16 protein-coding genes are annotated in these 14,564 nt (G+C 64.1%); 8 read left to right on the top strand and 8 right to left on the bottom strand.

The window, feature by feature from the left end; translation table 11 throughout:
* Positions 1–7 precede the first annotated feature (7 nt).
* Complete coding sequence (locus E6B08_RS22765) at positions 8–1,498, top strand: aldehyde dehydrogenase (protein WP_136916078.1); 1,491 nt, start codon at positions 8–10, stop codon at positions 1,496–1,498.
* A 193-nt stretch (positions 1,499–1,691) separates the two neighbouring features.
* Here E6B08_RS22765 and E6B08_RS22760 read toward each other — a convergent pair whose 3' ends face one another.
* Positions 1,692–2,162 carry an RNA methyltransferase gene (locus E6B08_RS22760; protein WP_012273680.1) on the bottom strand — a complete coding sequence of 157 codons (471 nt, stop codon included), beginning with the start codon at positions 2,160–2,162 and terminating at the stop codon, positions 1,692–1,694.
* Positions 2,163–2,233: 71 nt separating this feature from the next.
* Complete coding sequence (locus E6B08_RS22755; RefSeq protein WP_136916077.1) at positions 2,234–2,605, bottom strand: YajD family HNH nuclease; 372 nt, start codon at positions 2,603–2,605, stop codon at positions 2,234–2,236.
* Positions 2,606–2,735: 130 nt separating this feature from the next.
* Here E6B08_RS22755 and E6B08_RS22750 point away from each other — a divergent pair, with 130 nt between their 5' ends.
* Positions 2,736–3,017 (top strand): hypothetical protein, encoded by a 282-nt coding sequence (locus E6B08_RS22750; protein ID WP_136917476.1) that lies wholly within the window; start codon positions 2,736–2,738, stop codon positions 3,015–3,017.
* A 6-nt stretch (positions 3,018–3,023) separates the two neighbouring features.
* Here E6B08_RS22750 and E6B08_RS22745 read toward each other — a convergent pair whose 3' ends face one another.
* The gene (locus tag E6B08_RS22745) at positions 3,024–5,066 is read right to left on the bottom strand and encodes a S9 family peptidase (protein WP_136916076.1); all 2,043 of its coding nucleotides are present in this window, start codon (positions 5,064–5,066) and stop codon (positions 3,024–3,026) included.
* Between the two features lie 93 nt (positions 5,067–5,159).
* Here E6B08_RS22745 and E6B08_RS22740 point away from each other — a divergent pair, with 93 nt between their 5' ends.
* Genes E6B08_RS22740 through E6B08_RS22730 form a run of 3 tightly spaced genes read left to right on the top strand, consistent with a single transcriptional unit; the run spans position 5,160 to position 6,973 of the window.
* Positions 5,160–5,654, top strand: coding sequence for an MFS transporter (locus E6B08_RS22740; protein ID WP_136916075.1), 495 nt, complete (start codon positions 5,160–5,162; stop codon positions 5,652–5,654).
* A 14-nt stretch (positions 5,655–5,668) separates the two neighbouring features.
* A complete protein-coding gene (locus E6B08_RS22735) occupies positions 5,669–6,442 on the top strand; it encodes a class II glutamine amidotransferase (protein WP_136916074.1) in 774 nt (257 codons plus the stop codon).
* 9 nt (positions 6,443–6,451) lie between these two features.
* The gene (locus E6B08_RS22730; protein WP_136916073.1) at positions 6,452–6,973 is read left to right on the top strand and encodes a DUF2937 family protein; all 522 of its coding nucleotides are present in this window, start codon (positions 6,452–6,454) and stop codon (positions 6,971–6,973) included.
* A 109-nt stretch (positions 6,974–7,082) separates the two neighbouring features.
* Here the strand turns inward: E6B08_RS22730 and E6B08_RS22725 are convergent, their stop codons facing one another.
* The 3 genes from E6B08_RS22725 to E6B08_RS22715 all read right to left on the bottom strand — a co-directional run bounded on the left by E6B08_RS22725 (position 7,083) and on the right by E6B08_RS22715 (position 10,426).
* Positions 7,083–8,261 (bottom strand): vWA domain-containing protein, encoded by a 1,179-nt coding sequence (locus E6B08_RS22725; RefSeq protein ID WP_136916072.1) that lies wholly within the window; start codon positions 8,259–8,261, stop codon positions 7,083–7,085.
* Positions 8,262–8,274: 13 nt separating this feature from the next.
* The gene (locus E6B08_RS22720) at positions 8,275–9,120 is read right to left on the bottom strand and encodes an AAA family ATPase (protein ID WP_133328026.1); all 846 of its coding nucleotides are present in this window, start codon (positions 9,118–9,120) and stop codon (positions 8,275–8,277) included.
* Positions 9,121–9,352: 232 nt separating this feature from the next.
* Positions 9,353–10,426, bottom strand: coding sequence for a DUF748 domain-containing protein (locus tag E6B08_RS22715; RefSeq protein WP_136916071.1), 1,074 nt, complete (start codon positions 10,424–10,426; stop codon positions 9,353–9,355).
* A 145-nt stretch (positions 10,427–10,571) separates the two neighbouring features.
* Here E6B08_RS22715 and cysK point away from each other — a divergent pair, with 145 nt between their 5' ends.
* Complete coding sequence (gene cysK / locus E6B08_RS22710) at positions 10,572–11,546, top strand: cysteine synthase A (protein ID WP_136916070.1); 975 nt, start codon at positions 10,572–10,574, stop codon at positions 11,544–11,546.
* Positions 11,547–11,588: 42 nt separating this feature from the next.
* On the opposite strand, the gene E6B08_RS31365 is transcribed toward cysK, so the two are convergent.
* Positions 11,589–11,720 carry a hypothetical protein gene (locus E6B08_RS31365; protein WP_265411724.1) on the bottom strand — a complete coding sequence of 44 codons (132 nt, stop codon included), beginning with the start codon at positions 11,718–11,720 and terminating at the stop codon, positions 11,589–11,591.
* Between E6B08_RS31365 and E6B08_RS22705 the strand changes: the two genes are divergently transcribed.
* Positions 11,719–12,654, top strand: a complete 936-nt coding sequence (locus E6B08_RS22705) for an aspartyl/asparaginyl beta-hydroxylase domain-containing protein (RefSeq protein ID WP_136916069.1) — start codon at positions 11,719–11,721, stop codon at positions 12,652–12,654. The genes E6B08_RS31365 and E6B08_RS22705 overlap by 2 nt on opposite strands.
* Before the next feature lie 452 nt (positions 12,655–13,106).
* Positions 13,107–13,988, top strand: a complete 882-nt coding sequence (locus E6B08_RS22700; protein WP_136916068.1) for a DMT family transporter — start codon at positions 13,107–13,109, stop codon at positions 13,986–13,988.
* A gap of 4 nt (positions 13,989–13,992) precedes the next feature.
* On the opposite strand, the gene E6B08_RS22695 is transcribed toward E6B08_RS22700, so the two are convergent.
* A complete protein-coding gene (locus E6B08_RS22695) occupies positions 13,993–14,451 on the bottom strand; it encodes a DUF4265 domain-containing protein (protein ID WP_136916067.1) in 459 nt (152 codons plus the stop codon).
* Positions 14,452–14,564: the final 113 nt, after the last annotated feature.

Raw genomic sequence — 14,564 nt, 5'->3', positions numbered from 1 at the left:
CGGAAAAATGGCTGAATTGCTGAGCAAGGAACAATACGCGGCCATCGCCGCCGAACTGCAACTGCGCACCAAAGCGTTCATCGACGGAGAGTTGCGCGATGCCATTTCCGGTCGCACCTTCGTCACCACCAACCCGGCCACCGGCAAGCAACTGGCCGAGGTCGCCGCCTGTGACGTCAACGACGTCAACGTCGCCGTGGCCGCCGCCAAGCGCGTGTTCGAAGACGGTTCGTGGTCCAAGCTGCAGCCCGGTGAGCGCAAGCACATCCTGCTGAAGTTCGCCCAACTGCTCGAAGACAACGCCCATGAGCTGGCCGTGCTGGAAAGCCTGGACAGCGGCAAGCCAGTCAGCGAGTGTCAGAACGTCGACGTGCCGGAAACCATCCACACCATCCGCTGGCACGCCGAGCTGATCGACAAGATCTACGACAACACCGCCCCGACCGGCAACGCTGCCGTGACCATGGTGGTGCGCGAAGCCATCGGCGTGGTCGGCCTGGTGCTGCCGTGGAACTTCCCACTGCTGATGCTGGCCTGGAAGATCGCCCCGTCGCTGGCTGCCGGTTGCTCGATCGTGGTCAAGCCCGCCAAGGAAACCACCCTCAGCGCCCTGCGCGTGGCCGAACTGGCCTTCGAGGCCGGCATTCCGGCGGGTGTGTTCAACCTGGTGCCTGGCGGTGGCCGTGAAGTGGGCGAGGCCATCGGCCGCCACATGGACATCCCGATGGTCAGCTTCACCGGCTCCACCGACACTGGCCGCCTGTTCCTGAAATACGCTGCCGAGTCCAACCTCAAGCGCATCGTCCTGGAACTGGGTGGCAAGAACCCGGCCGTGGTCATGAACGACTGCGAAGACTTGGACGAAGTGGCTCAGTTCGTCACTGCCGGTGCGTTCTGGAACATGGGTGAGAACTGCTCCGCCTCGTCGCGCCTGATCGTCCATAAAGACGTGAAGGACGAACTGCTGAGCCTGATCGCCAAGCACCTGAAGGACTGGAAGCTGGGCGACCCGCTCGACCCGGACAACCGCCTGGGCGCGATGGTCAGCAAGTCGCACTTCGAGAAGGTCAAGTCCTACCTGGAATATGCCGCCGAGCACAAGCTCAGCGTGGTGCAGGGTGGCGCGACCGAGGACGGCGTGTTCGTGCAGCCGACCATCGTCGACAACGTTGGCCGTGACAACAAGCTGTTCATCGAGGAAATCTTCGGCCCGGTGCTGAGCGTGACCAGCTTCGAGACCATCGATGAAGCCATCGAGATCGCCAACGACACCGTTTATGGCCTGGCCGCCTCGGCCTATACCGGCAGCCTGCGCAATGCCCTGCGCCTGTCGCGCGAGATCCGCGCGGGCGTGGTGACGGTCAACTGCTTCGGCGAAGGCGATGCCTCGACGCCGTTCGGTGGCTACAAGGAGTCCGGCTTCGGTGGGCGCGACAAGTCCATCTGGGCCCATGATCAGTACACGGAGCTGAAGACCATCTGGATCAACGCTTCGTGATCTGATCGCTGGACGGTGCTGTTCTGACGGAGTTCGGCACCTGGCCGGTCTTGTGGTGTCTGGACTGGCCTCTTCGCGGGACAAGCCCGCTCCTACAGAATCGCCTTTGTCCTGAAGACAACGGTGTACCTGTGGGAGCGGGCTTGTCCCGCGAAGAGGCCGGCCCAGGCAACGCAAGGCCGGCCTTTTTCGTCTACTTGAACTTGGGCCCTGAGCGGGTATTGAGCCCCTTGGCCAGCCGGTCATACAGCACCACGTTCACCGTCGCCGCCAAGTTCATGCAACCTTCGGTGGGGATGTAGATGGTCTCTTCGCACCACCCGCGCACTTCCTCGCTCAACGAACCGTCCTCCGGCCCGAAGATATAGATGGCGCGGTCGGGGTGGGTGTATTCGGGCAGTGGCCGGGCGCCCTCGACCAGTTCCACCGCGACAGGCGTGCAGCCCAGGGGAATGATGCGCTGCAAGTCGTCGATGCCGATCAGCGGAATGTCGTAATGCACTCGCTTGGTGTCGGTGACGAAGTCACGCGCCCGCTCATAACGCTTGCCGGTGTAGAACACCGAGTTGACGCCGTAGCAACCCGCCGCGCGCATCACCGAACCGACGTTCTCCGCAGACTTGGGGTTGAACAGGCCGATGCAGCTGTATCGTTTGTTTGCCACGTACCGGGGCCCTTCGGGAAAAAAGCGCGATTATACGGGCTGCCCGGTAGCAGCGGGGGGCGAATCGATGGTCAGTCTTTCTTCAGCAGCCCCGCCAGCCCGGCAAACGGGTTGTGGGTGGCCTTGGCGATGCTCGGGGTGCTGGTGGAGCCTTCGCTGAAGTACTGCTGGTCGGTATAGCGCGAGTGCTCGTTGTCGTGGCAGTACAGGCACAGCAGCTCCCAGTTGGAGCCGTCCTGGGGGTTGTTGTCGTGGTTGTGGTCACGGTGGTGCACGGTCAGTTCGCTCAGGCGCTTGCCGGAGAACTCGCGGGCGCAACGGCCGCAGACGTGCGGGTACATTTTCAGCGCCTTGTCGCGGTAGCCCATTTCCTTGTCGCGCTTGGCGTCGGCGAGGATGCGGTCGAGGCGGGCGGTGGCGGCGGAAGTAGAGGCCGAGCTCATGGTGTTTCCTTCGTTGTAATCAGGCAATGACGGTTATGGCTTGAGTCTAGCGCGCTTGCCGGGCAGGCGGACAGGCGAAAACGCGAATATCGGCGTAGCCTGTAGGAAGGTTACCGACAGGAGGTTGCTGATGTTTCGTGCGATCCTCGCCGCGATGCTCGTAGCCGGTGTGTCCCTGGCCTATGCCGCGAGCACGCCGCCACGTCTTACCACACCGGTGCCCGGGGCGCCCGGCACGCCGACGCCCACGCCGTACCCGCAGATCACCCCAAGCACGCCGCCCAAGGCCTACGACAGCCAGCCCGGCGCGCCGCTATTGCCGCCGATGCCGGTGCCCGGTCCGCCCAAGGACCAGCCGCTGCCGGGCTTGCATCAGGATCCGCCGAAAGCGCCGGCCCCTGACGACGACTGACGGGCGTTACACCACGCCCAGTTCGTTGAGCACGAATGCATATTCCAGGGCCACGTCACGCAGGCCCTGGTAGCGCCCGCTCATGCCGCCGTGCCCGGCGCCCATCTCGGTCTTGAGCAACAGCAGGTTGTCGTCGGTCTTGCGGGTGCGCAGGCGCGCGACCCACTTGGCCGCTTCCCAGTACTGCACGCGGCTGTCGTTGTAGCCGGCCACCACCAGCATGGCCGGGTAGGCCTGGGCCTGGACGTTCTCGTAAGGCGCGTAGGCCTTGATGCGCGCATGCACCTGCGGGTCCTCCGGATTGCCCCACTCGTCGTACTCGGTGACGGTCAGCGGCAGCTCTGGGTCGAGCATGGTATTGAGCACGTCGACAAATGGCACTTCGGCGATGGCGCAGCGGAACAGTTCCGGGCGCAGGTTGAGCACCGCGCCCATCAGCAGGCCGCCGGCGCTGCCGCCGCTGATGGCCAGGCGCTCGGCATGGGTCACGCCCTGGGCGATGAGGTGCTCGGCGCAGGCGATGAAGTCGCCGAAGCTGTTGTGCTTGTGCTCCTGCTTGCCGGCGCGGTACCAGGCCTCGCCCATTTCGCCGCCGCCGCGCACATGGGCGATGGCGAAGCCCACGCCACGCTGCAGCAGGCTCAGGCGGGCATGCGAGAACCACGGATCGAGGCTTTCGCCATAGGCGCCGTAGCCATACAGGTAGAGTGGCACGGCCTGGCCGACGTCCTCGCGCCGGCGCACCAGGCTGATCGGCACCTGCGTGCCGTCCGCCGCGGTGGCCCACAGGCGCTCGCTGACATAGTCGTCGGCATCGAACGGGCCGAGGACCGGGGTTTGCTTGAGTACCGCCTGTTCACCCGTGGCCAGGGTCAGTTGGCGTACCTGGGCCGGGCGGTTGAGCGCTTCGTAGCGCAGGCGGATGCGGGTGCTGGCGAACTCCAGGCTGTCCTGCACATACAGGCTGTAGGCCGCGTCGGGCAGGTCGACCCGGTAGGCCGGCAGGCCCGCGGGACGCACTTCGATGATCGGCAGGCCGCCTTCGCGCAGGCTCAGGCTCAGGGCCCCGGCGTTCAGGCTCAGGCCTTCGAGCATCACCTCGTCGCGGTGGGCGACCAGTACCTGCCACTGCTCGCGGGTCGGTGGACGATCGGCCGGGGCCTGGTACAGCGCGAAGTTGATACCGTCCTGGTTGCTGCGGATGAACCAGCGCCATTGACCGTCAAGCTGGCCGTGGTCGGGGAAGTACTCATGGCCTTCGACCCGCGCCGCCAGGCAGACGAACGGCGCCAATGGGGTTTCGGCGTCGAGCACCCAGGCTTCGCTGGTGGTCTTGCTGTTGAGCAACAGCACCAACTGGCGCTCGGAGCTTGCCCGGTAGCAATGCAGGAAGAATCGGCCGTCCGGTTCTTCGAACACGTCATGCGCGTCTGCCTCGCCCAGGGTGTGGCGGCGCAGGCGCCAGGGCCGGTGGGTTTCGTCCAGCTCGGCGAAGAACAGCGTCTGGCTGTCGTTGGCCCAGGTCAGGCTGCCGTCGCAATCGTCGAAGGGCAGGGTGGTCACCTCGCCGCTGGCCAGGTCCTTGACGTACAGGGTGTAGATCTCGTCGCCGCTGGTGTCCAGGCTGTAGGCCAGCAGGCGATGATCGGGGCTGACGTTGAACGCACCGAGGGCGAGGAAGCCGCCATTGGCCAGGGCATTGGGATCGAGCAGCAGTTGCTCGCGGCTTTCATCGACCGTGTTCGAGTCGTCGGCCGGGCGCGGGCAGCGGTAGTGGCGCGGGTACTCGTCGCCAGCGGTGGTGCGGGTGTAATAGAGGTACGGCCCCCACGGCGAGGGCAGCGACAGGTCGGTTTCCTTGATGCGGCCCTTGATTTCCTCGAACAACTGCTCGCGCAGGGGCGCCTGGTCGGCCAGGCAGGCCTCCTGGTAGGCGTTTTCGGCCTGCAGGTATTCGAGCACCTCGGGGGCGTCGCGGCGTTGCAGCCAGGCGTAGGGGTCGGCGGCCTGGTCCTGGCGGGCGATGGGGGGCTGCGGCTTGGTCGGCATCGGTGATCTCGTTGGCGGGGGGCAGGCAAACACTGCCTGCGCCCGTAAAAGTGTTTATCATAGGCATCTCTTTGCCTGGCTTGCACGAACACCATGACCGAGAACGACTATACCCTGGCCTGGGGCCTGTATATCCTGGCCGCCCTGGGCTGCCTCTGGGTGAGCTTCAAACTCACCGGCTGGATGTGGCGCTGGCTGCGTGAACCGCTGCGGGTGATCGTCGCGGTGTTGCTGCTGACGCCGACCATCGTCGATCCGGTCAAGGAGGCTTTCGCCCCGGCCATCGCCATCACCGCGCTGGACGTCGCCTTCAAGGTCGGCAACAACGCCTGGCGTGCGGTGTCCGATTTCGCCATGTATGGCCTGATCGCCTTCGCCCTGTACCTGTTGTTCGTGGTGCTGCGCTGGCCCCTGGAAAAGCGCGCCCGCGAGCGCCGCGCCCAGGTCGAGGCCGCCGCCCAGCGCCGGGCGCAGGAAGATGACCAGGTGCTGGTCGACGCCCCGCTGGCTGCCGAGCCGCGCAACCGTTACCGCGACGACCCGCCCGCTGCCGCGCCTGCCGGTGGCCGGGTCGAGCCGCGCCTGTAAGCGGAGACAGCCCCATGTGCGAACTGCTGGGCATGAGTGCCAACGTCCCCACCGATATCGTCTTCAGCTTCACCGGCCTCATGCAGCGCGGCGGGCGTACCGGCCCGCACCGTGATGGTTGGGGCATCGGCTTCTACGAAGGCCGTGGCCTGCGTCTGTTCCAGGACCCGGCGGCGAGCAGCGAGTCGGAGGTGGCCAACCTGGTGCAGCGCTACCCGATCAAGAGCGAGGTGGTCATCGGCCACATCCGCCAGGCCAACGTCGGCCGGGTGTGCCTGTCCAACACCCACCCCTTCGTGCGCGAGATGTGGGGCCGCAACTGGTGCTTCGCGCACAACGGCCAACTGGCCGATTTCCAGGCCCAGACCACGTTCTACCGGCCCGTGGGCGACACCGACAGCGAAGCGGCGTTCTGCGACTTGCTCAACCGCATCCGCGCCGCCTTCCCGGAGCCTGTCGAAGTGGAACAGCTGCTGCCGGTACTGGTCGAAGCTTGTGCGCTTTACCGCGGCAAGGGTGTGTTCAACTGCCTGCTCAGCGACGGGGACTGGCTGTTCTGCTTCTGCACGACCAAGCTGGTGCACATCACCCGCCGCGCACCGTTTGGTGCTGCACGCTTGAAGGATGTCGACCTGATCGTCGATTTTCATACGCAAACCACTCCCAACGACGTGGTCACGGTGATTGCCACCGAGCCGCTCACCGAGAACGAGATCTGGCACCGCTACGAACCGGGCCAGTGGGCTTTGTGGCGGCACGGGGAGTGCGTGGCGCACGGCCAGAGCTAAGGACGCTGAATGTTCAGAAGTTACCTGCGGTTGCTGCTGTTCACCTTCGGCCTGCTGGCCGGTATCCAGGTCCCGGGGCTGATCACCGATTACAGCCAGCGGGTCGAGGCGCACCTGTTCGAGTCGCGCCAAGCCCTCGATGGCTTCAAGCAGACTGCCGAGCGTTTCTTCAATGGCGACCTGCAGGCGCTGTTGCGGCATTACCGCGCCAGTGACGACCCGGTATTCAACAGCGATGCCAACAGCATCGAGAGCCTGTTGCTGCGCAACCAGCTGTTCGAGGATGAATGGCAGGCGCTGCAAGGCCCATGGGTGAGCCGTACCTGGCATGTGTTGACCCAGGCTGACCCGCAGCTGCGCGAGGAGACGCTCAATGGCTATAGCTACCAGATCCTGCTGGTGCCCGAGGCCATTGGCTGGGGGATCGGTGCCGGATTCGTGCTGGCGTTGGTGGTCGAGAGTCTGTTGCTGGGGATTGGCTGGGTGATGCTCGGTGGGCGGCGGCGGGCGGTGAAGGAAAGCTGGCGCTGAGCTTCATGATGCCTGTACCGGCCCTTTCGCGGGACAAGCCCGCTCCTACAGGATCACCACAGGCCCCAAGGGCTGCGCAGTACCTGTGGGAGCCGGCTTGCCGGCGACATCACTTGGACAGGTAACGCATCCCATCTTCCAACCCCTGCAGGGTCAGCGGGTACATCTTGTCTTCGATCAGGTCACGCACCAGGTGGGTCGAGGCGGTGTATTCCCAGGTCTGTTTCGGGTACGGGTTGATCCAGATGATCTTCTTGAATTTCTCCATGAAGCGCTGCATCCACACATACCCGGCCTCTTCGTTCCAGTGCTCGACGCTGCCGCCGGGCTGGGTGATCTCGTAGGGCGCCATGGCGGCGTCGCCGACGAACACCACCTTGTAGTCATCGCCGTACTTGTGCAGCAGGTCGAAGGTGGAAAAGCGCTCGGAAGTACGGCGCAGGTTGTTCTTCCACACCGACTCGTAGACGAAGTTGTGGAAGTAGTAGTACTCCAGGTGCTTGAACTCGGTCTTGCAGGCCGAGAACAGCTCTTCGCAGACCCGCACGTGGGCGTCCATCGAGCCGCCGATGTCGAACAGCAATAGCAGCTTGACGGTGTTGCGCCGCTCGGGGCGCATTTGGATGTTCAGCAGCCCGGCGTCCCGGGCGGTGTGATCGATGGTGCCGTCGATGTCCAGCTCCTCGGCGGCGCCCTCGCGGGCGAACTTGCGCAGCCGGCGCAACGCCAGCTTGATGTTGCGCGTGCCGAGTTCGACCTGGTCGTCGAGGTTCTTGTACTCGCGCAGGTCCCATACCTTCACGGCTTTGCCCTGGCGCTTGCCGGCCTCGCCCACGCGCACGCCCTCGGGGTTGAAGCCGCCCGAACCGAACGGGCTGGTACCGCCGGTGCCGATCCACTTGTTGCCGCCGGCGTGGCGTTCCTTCTGCTCTTCGAGGCGTTTCTTGAATTCCTCGATGAGCTTGTCCAAGCCGCCAAGGGATTGGATCTGGGCGCGTTCCTCATCGCTCAGCGAGCGCTCGAACTCCTTGCGCAGCCAGTCGTCGGGGATCAGCGCCTCGATATGTCGGTCAAGGTTTTCCAGGCCCTTGAAGTAGGCGGCGAAGGCTCGGTCGAACTTGTCGAAATGGCGTTCGTCCTTCACCAGGATGGCGCGGGCGAGGTAGTAGAACTCGTCCATGTCGGCGAACACCACGCGCTTTTGCAGGGCATGGTGCAGGTCGAGCAGCTCGCGTACCGACACCGGCACCTTGGCTGCGCGCATTTCATTGAACAGGTTGAGGAGCATGGCCCGCCTCCTGTCAGCGGTTGCCGCGCCGGCTCATGAAGGCCAGGCGCTCGAGCAGTTGCACGTCCTGCTCGTTCTTGACCAGGGCGCCAGCCAGCGGCGGGATGGCCTTGGTCGGATCGCGTTCACGCAACACGGCTTCGCCGATGTTGTCGGCCATCAGCAGCTTGAGCCAGTCGACCAGCTCGGAGGTGGAGGGCTTTTTCTTCAGGCCCGGCACCTTGCGCACGTCGAAGAACACGTCCAGAGCCTCGCTGACCAGCGATTCGCTGATGTTCGGGTAGTGCACGTCGACGATGCGCTGCAGGGTCTCGCGGTCGGGGAAGGCGATGTAGTGGAAGAAACAGCGGCGCAAGAAGGCGTCGGGCAGCTCTTTTTCGTTGTTGGAGGTGATGATGATGATCGGGCGCTGCTTGGCCTTGATGGTCTCGTCGATCTCGTAGACGTAGAACTCCATCTTGTCGAGTTCCTGCAACAGGTCGTTGGGGAACTCGATGTCGGCTTTGTCGATTTCGTCGATCAGCAGGATGACCCGCTCGTCGGCCTCGAAGGCTTCCCACAGCTTGCCCTTCTTCAGGTAGTTGCGCACGTCGTGGACTTTGTCCACGCCCAGTTGCGAGTCGCGCAGGCGGCTCACCGCATCGTATTCGTACAGGCCCTGGTGGGCCTTGGTGGTGGACTTGATGTGCCAGGTGATCAGGCGGGCGCCGAAGGAGGCGGCGAGCTGTTCGGCGAGCATGGTCTTGCCGGTGCCTGGCTCGCCCTTGACCAGCAGCGGGCGTTCGAGGGTGATGGCCGCGTTGACCGCCAGTTTCAGATCGTCTGTGGCGACGTAGTCGCGGGTGCCTTCGAACTTCATGGGGAGGTTCCTCTGCGGAGTGTCTGGGCCGGCCCTTTCGCGGGACAAGCCCGCTCCCACAGGTCTATCACCGTTCCAGAAATCCGAGGTGAAAGCTGTGGGAGCGGGCTTGTCCCGCGAAAGGGTCAGAACAGACAACTTATTTGTTGATTTGCCCCCGACTATAACGCGGGGTTTGACGGCTGAAAACGCAGACCCGGCATTCAGACCCTGAATACCGGGTCACGCGGGTCTAATCGGCATCCGGCGCTGGCTGCTCATAGCGTGCGTTGAACGCCTGGATGAAGCCGTTGCGCAATATCTGCAAGAACGCCTCGAAGGCACTGATATCCTGCTTGCGCACACTGCCACTGAGTTCCACCCGGGTGGCGAACTGGTTCTTCGGCTGGTTTTTCAGCACCGTTTCGGTCGCACCCACCAGCGCTTCCCACACCGAGCGGAAGAAACCCTTGTCCTTTTCCTTCACGTCCTGCTGCCAGTCGAACACGTCGACATCGCGCAGCAACGGCTTGATGTAACCGCTGAGCCGGCCCTTTTCGGCCTGGGCCTCGATCACCACGTCACCGTGCCCTGCGTTGAAGTCGAACTTGCCGTAGGCGCTGGCGAAGTCGTTGAGCCGGCGCAGCTCGATGCCGGTGGCGCGCAGGCGGAACTCGAAGTCGTCGAAGTCGCTGAACGGGTCGAAGGTCGCGCGGCTCTCGACCTTGGCGTCGCCCAACAACAGGGCAGTTGCTTCGAAGCTGGCGTCGCGCCGGCCCTTTTCGTCGCGCACGTTGGTCAGGTTGCGGATGCTCGCCTGCAGTTGGGTGGCCTTGAGGTCGACCGGCGGCTTGGAGTTGAAGTTGCGAAAGGTCAGGGTGCCGTCATCGATGCGCACTTCGTTGAGGGTGATGGGCAGCAGTTTTTCCAGCTGCTGGCGCCAGTCGGTGCCCTGACCGGTCTGCGAAGCCTGCTTGCTGCCGCCATCGACGAAGTTCAGCTCGGGGTGCACGAAGGTCACTTCGGCGACCACGGCCTTGTCGTACCACAGGGCGTGCCAGCTTACCGACAGGTCGATCAACGGCGCGTCGAGCAGCGGCACCGGCACCTTGCCGGTGGTCTTGACGATCTGCAGGCCGTTGATCTGGTAGGCGCCGCGCCACCAGGCCAGGTCGACATCGGCCACCTGGCCACGGTACTCGCCCATGTCGGCCAGCTTGTCGTTCAGGTAGTCGCGCACCAGGTAGGGCAGTGCCAGGTGCAGGGCCACCAGCAGCACGATCAGGCTGGCCAGGCCGACGAGTGGCCAGCGATAACGAGCTTTCATCGGAGCATCTCCACGACGGGTTGAGCGGTTGACCACGGCCCGTTCGGCTGAGTTCGAACGGGCTTCACGGGGCTTTACGGGGTGAGGGGGCGGGCTTACCCTTGAAGTCTTCCCCCTGCTTCTTCTCATGTTCAAGGACCCTGCCATGAGCCGTATCTACGCAGACAACGCCCATTCCATCGGCAACACCCCGCTGGTGCAGATCAACCGCATCGCCCCGCGTGGGGTGACCATCCTGGCCAAGATCGAGGGGCGCAACCCCGGCTATTCGGTCAAATGCCGGATCGGCGCGAACATGGTCTGGGACGCAGAAAGCAGCGGCAGGCTCAAGCCGGGCATGACCATCGTCGAGCCGACCTCGGGCAACACTGGCATCGGCCTGGCCTTCGTCGCGGCCGCACGCGGCTACAAGCTGATGCTGACCATGCCGGCCTCGATGAGCCTGGAACGACGCAAGGTGCTCAAGGCACTGGGCGCCGAACTGGTGCTGACCGAGCCGGCCAAGGGCATGAAAGGCGCCATCGAGAAGGCCAACGAGATCGTTGCCTCGGACCCTGCGCAGTACTTCCTGCCGGGCCAGTTCGAAAACCCGGCCAACCCGGCCATCCACGAGCAGACCACCGGCCCGGAAATCTGGAACGACACCGACGGCGCGGTCGATGTGCTGGTGGCGGGCGTGGGCACTGGCGGCACCATCACCGGTGTGTCGCGCTACATCAAGCACACCCAGGGCAAGCCGATCCTGTCGGTGGCGGTGGAGCCGGTGAGCTCGCCACTGATCACCCAGACGTTGGCCGGCCAGGAACTGACCCCCAGCCCGCACAAGATCCAGGGCATCGGTGCCGGTTTCATCCCGAAAAACCTTGACCTGTCGATCGTCGACCAGGTGGCGACGGTAACCGATGACGAGGCCAAGGCCATGGCCATCCGGCTGATGCAGGAGGAGGGCATCCTCTGCGGGATTTCCTGTGGCGCGGCAATGGCAGCGGCGGTGCGTCTGGCCGAAAAACCCGAGATGCAAGGTAAGACCATCGTCGTAATCCTGCCCGACTCCGGTGAGCGCTACCTGTCGAGCATGCTCTTCAGTGACCTGTTCAGCGAGCAGGAGAACCAGCAGTAAACAGCCCTGCCGCTGATCCGGCGCAACATTCGGCGGCCTGGTTCATTGCAAAATCTTCATCAGTGAGATCCCGCCCAGGTTGTTTTTACCGGGGCGGGATGGGTTTATGATGGCCGGATGATTTTTCTGGAAGCAGGCGGCGCTGGCCTGTTTCCTTTCCAAGGAGTGTTGCATGACCTTTTCCTTCCTCGCCAAGGCGGGTGTCCTGCTGGTGTTCTTCGCCAGTGTGCTGTTCGTGCACCTGCGTGGCAAGGCGCGCCTGCCGGTATTGCGCCAGTTCGTCAACCATTCGGCGCTGTTCGCCCCTTATAACAGCCTGATGTACCTGTTTTCTGGCGTACCGTCCAAGCCCTACCTGGACCGTCAGCGCTTTCCCGAGCTGGACGTGCTCAAGGACAACTGGCAGGTGATCCGCGAGGAGGCCATGCGCCTGTTCGACGAGGGGTACATCCGTGCGGCGGAGAAGGACAACGATGCGGGCTTCGGCTCCTTCTTCAAGAAGGGCTGGAAGCGCTTCTACCTGAAGTGGTACGACAAACCGCTGCCCTCGGCCGAGGCGCTGTGCCCGAAAACCGTCGAACTGGTCAGCAGCATCCCCAACGTCAAGGGCGCGATGTTCGCCCTGCTGCCTGGCGGCAGCCATCTCAACCCGCACCGCGACCCGTTCGCCGGCTCCCTGCGTTATCACCTGGGCCTGTCGACGCCGAACTCCGACGCTTGCCGCATCTACGTCGATGGTCAGCCCTACGCCTGGCGTGATGGCGAGGATGTGATGTTCGACGAAACCTTCGTGCATTGGGTGAAGAACGAAACCGACGTGACCCGGGTGATCCTGTTCTGCGACATCGAGCGCCCGCTGAGCAGTCCGTTGATGACCCGCATCAACCGCAAGGTCAGTGCCTTCCTCGGCCGCGCCACCGCGCCGCAGAACACCGATGACGAGCGCGTGGGCGGGATCAACCAGGCGTACGCCTGGAGCAAGCGCTTCAGCAACAAGATCAGCACCCGCGTGAAGCAGTTCAAGCGTGCCAATCCGAAGGCCTACCGCATTCTGCGGCCGGTGCTGGCGGTGGTGGTCGCATTCCTGTTGTATCGCTGGTTGTTCTGATTGCAGTACCGGCCTCTTCGCGGGTAAACCCGCTCCTACAGGTACCCCACAGTACCTGTAGGAGCGGGTTTACCCGCGAAGAGGCCGGTCAGGCAGCGCAAAGGCTGGCTATTGCCCAACCCCAGATTCACCGCTATATTCCAAACCACTTCCCTCTGCAAAGTCCTCCATCATGCCCGCCACTCCTTCCACCACAAGCTTTGCCCTCGCGCCAGTTGCGGGCATGGTCGTGCGTGGCAGTCAGCAGCCGGTCATGATCAGTCACTACCCACCACCTGTCAGTGGCGTCGTAGGCGGCGTAGCTCCGCCTCCTTGCGTGGTCGTGCTGGGCTGATCGGCGTCACGCCGCATCCTTCCACCTACGCAAAACCTACTGAATACGGTCGGCACCTTCCCTCGCTGAAGCTTGCGCCCGCCGTTTGGCTCATTCGCCTAATACCAGGTGGCAATACATGTCTGTCTTCAACAAAGCATCCGTGGCCTCGGCGGCCACGACCAGCCTGTTCGTCCTGCTGTGGAGCAGCGGGGCGATCGTCTCCAAACTTGGCCTTGCCCAGGCCAGCCCCTTCGCCTTCCTGCTGCTGCGTTCGGCGCTGGCACTGACCGGGCTGTTGCTGATCGGCCCGCTGCTCGGCCTGCGCTGGCCGCGTAGCCGCGGCGCGGTACTGCGGGCCCTGGGTACCGGTTGCGTGCTGCTTGGCGCGTATCAGATCTTCTACCTGCTGGCGCTCGACACCCATGTCACCCCTGGGGTGATGGCCACGGTGATGGGCGTGCAACCGATCCTCACCGTGGTGCTGATGGAGCGCCAGCGCTCCTGGAGCCGTCTGTTCGGGCTGGGGCTGGGGCTCGGCGGGTTGGTGATGGTGGTCTACCAGGGCATCAACCTTGGCGGCGTGTCGCTGCTCGGCATGCTGTTCGCCCTGCTGGCGCTGGCCAGCATGACCTTCGGCTCGATCCTGCAGAAACGCATCACCGACAATCCCATGGGCACCTTGCCGTTGCAGTACCTGGCAGGGTTCGCCATGTGCGCGCTGTTCGCACCGCTGCAACCCTTGCACGTCGAGTGGAGCGGGAGCTTCGTCGCCGCGCTGCTGTGGATGGGGCTGGTGGTCTCGCTGCTGGCGACCCTGCTGCTGTATCGGCTGATCGCTCGGGGCAACCTGGTCAACGTCACCAGCCTGTTCTACCTGGTGCCGGCGGTGACCGCAGTGATGGACCTGCTGATCTTCGGCAACCGGCTGGCACCGCTCAGCCTGCTGGGGATGGGCCTGATCGTGGTCGGCTTGTTGTTCGTGTTCCGCAAGCCTGCGGCGCGGCTGGCCGAGGCTTGAGGCCCTAGTGGAACTCTTCGGGGATGGCGTGGCGCAACACGCCTTCCTCGAAGTCCAGGCTGCCCGCTTCGCGCTGGGTCAGGAGGTAGTAGAGCAGGGTATCGAGGGTGCGCGACGGCGGGACCTCGACGGCAAGCATCTTCACCGCAGGCTCTGCCTGGCAGGGGCAGCCGAACTCTTCGATGGCCGCACGCACCTGGTCGAGGGTGTGGGGGGCCTTGACCAGGATCCGGAACACCGAGGCTCCGCCACTGCAGCGCAGGCTTTCGAACCACAACTGCTCATCGTCCTCGAACACCTCGATGGTGTCGCCGGGAGCGATGCCATAGGCATAGAACGGGATGCTGTCGACCTGAAAACCGGCTTCGGTGTGCTTGGCCCACAGGCCTTCGACCGAGGCGGGCGGGTAGCCCTGGGCGTCTTGTTGCAGGCGCCAGAGGACGATCTTGTGGTCGCAGGGCATGTTCGCAGTTCGGCTGTTGGGGCGGGCTATCGTAGTCGGCTTTGCCGTGGTTGTCTGTAGCGGCCCCATCGCCGGCAAGCCGGCTCCTACGAAAGTGCGCGATGCCATCCGTG

This window comes from Pseudomonas putida (assembly GCF_005080685.1).
Taxonomy (GTDB): Bacteria; Pseudomonadota; Gammaproteobacteria; order Pseudomonadales; family Pseudomonadaceae; genus Aquipseudomonas; species Aquipseudomonas putida_V.
Note: the sequence above shows the minus strand (reverse complement) of the source record. Positions and strands in the feature narration are given on the sequence as shown.

Excerpts from the sequence above, each read along its gene's own strand:
- E6B08_RS22705 (WP_136916069.1), top strand. The coding sequence starts at position 11,719 with ATGACCTTTTCCTTCCTCGCCAAGGCGGGTGTCCTGCTGGTGTTCTTC.
- E6B08_RS22720 (WP_133328026.1), bottom strand. The coding sequence starts at position 9,120 with ATGAAGTTCGAAGGCACCCGCGACTACGTCGCCACAGACGATCTGAAA.
- E6B08_RS22755 (WP_136916077.1), bottom strand. The coding sequence starts at position 2,605 with ATGAGCTCGGCCTCTACTTCCGCCGCCACCGCCCGCCTCGACCGCATC.
- E6B08_RS22700 (WP_136916068.1), top strand. The coding sequence starts at position 13,107 with ATGTCTGTCTTCAACAAAGCATCCGTGGCCTCGGCGGCCACGACCAGC.
- E6B08_RS22715 (WP_136916071.1), bottom strand. The coding sequence starts at position 10,426 with ATGAAAGCTCGTTATCGCTGGCCACTCGTCGGCCTGGCCAGCCTGATC.
- E6B08_RS22735 (WP_136916074.1), top strand. The coding sequence starts at position 5,669 with ATGTGCGAACTGCTGGGCATGAGTGCCAACGTCCCCACCGATATCGTC.
- E6B08_RS22730 (WP_136916073.1), top strand. The coding sequence starts at position 6,452 with ATGTTCAGAAGTTACCTGCGGTTGCTGCTGTTCACCTTCGGCCTGCTG.
- E6B08_RS22750 (WP_136917476.1), top strand. The coding sequence starts at position 2,736 with ATGTTTCGTGCGATCCTCGCCGCGATGCTCGTAGCCGGTGTGTCCCTG.
- E6B08_RS22745 (WP_136916076.1), bottom strand. The coding sequence starts at position 5,066 with ATGCCGACCAAGCCGCAGCCCCCCATCGCCCGCCAGGACCAGGCCGCC.
- E6B08_RS22765 (WP_136916078.1), top strand. The coding sequence starts at position 8 with ATGGCTGAATTGCTGAGCAAGGAACAATACGCGGCCATCGCCGCCGAA.
- E6B08_RS22740 (WP_136916075.1), top strand. The coding sequence starts at position 5,160 with ATGACCGAGAACGACTATACCCTGGCCTGGGGCCTGTATATCCTGGCC.
- cysK (WP_136916070.1), top strand. The coding sequence starts at position 10,572 with ATGAGCCGTATCTACGCAGACAACGCCCATTCCATCGGCAACACCCCG.
- E6B08_RS31365 (WP_265411724.1), bottom strand. The coding sequence starts at position 11,720 with ATGCAACACTCCTTGGAAAGGAAACAGGCCAGCGCCGCCTGCTTCCAG.
- E6B08_RS22695 (WP_136916067.1), bottom strand. The coding sequence starts at position 14,451 with ATGCCCTGCGACCACAAGATCGTCCTCTGGCGCCTGCAACAAGACGCC.
- E6B08_RS22725 (WP_136916072.1), bottom strand. The coding sequence starts at position 8,261 with ATGCTCCTCAACCTGTTCAATGAAATGCGCGCAGCCAAGGTGCCGGTG.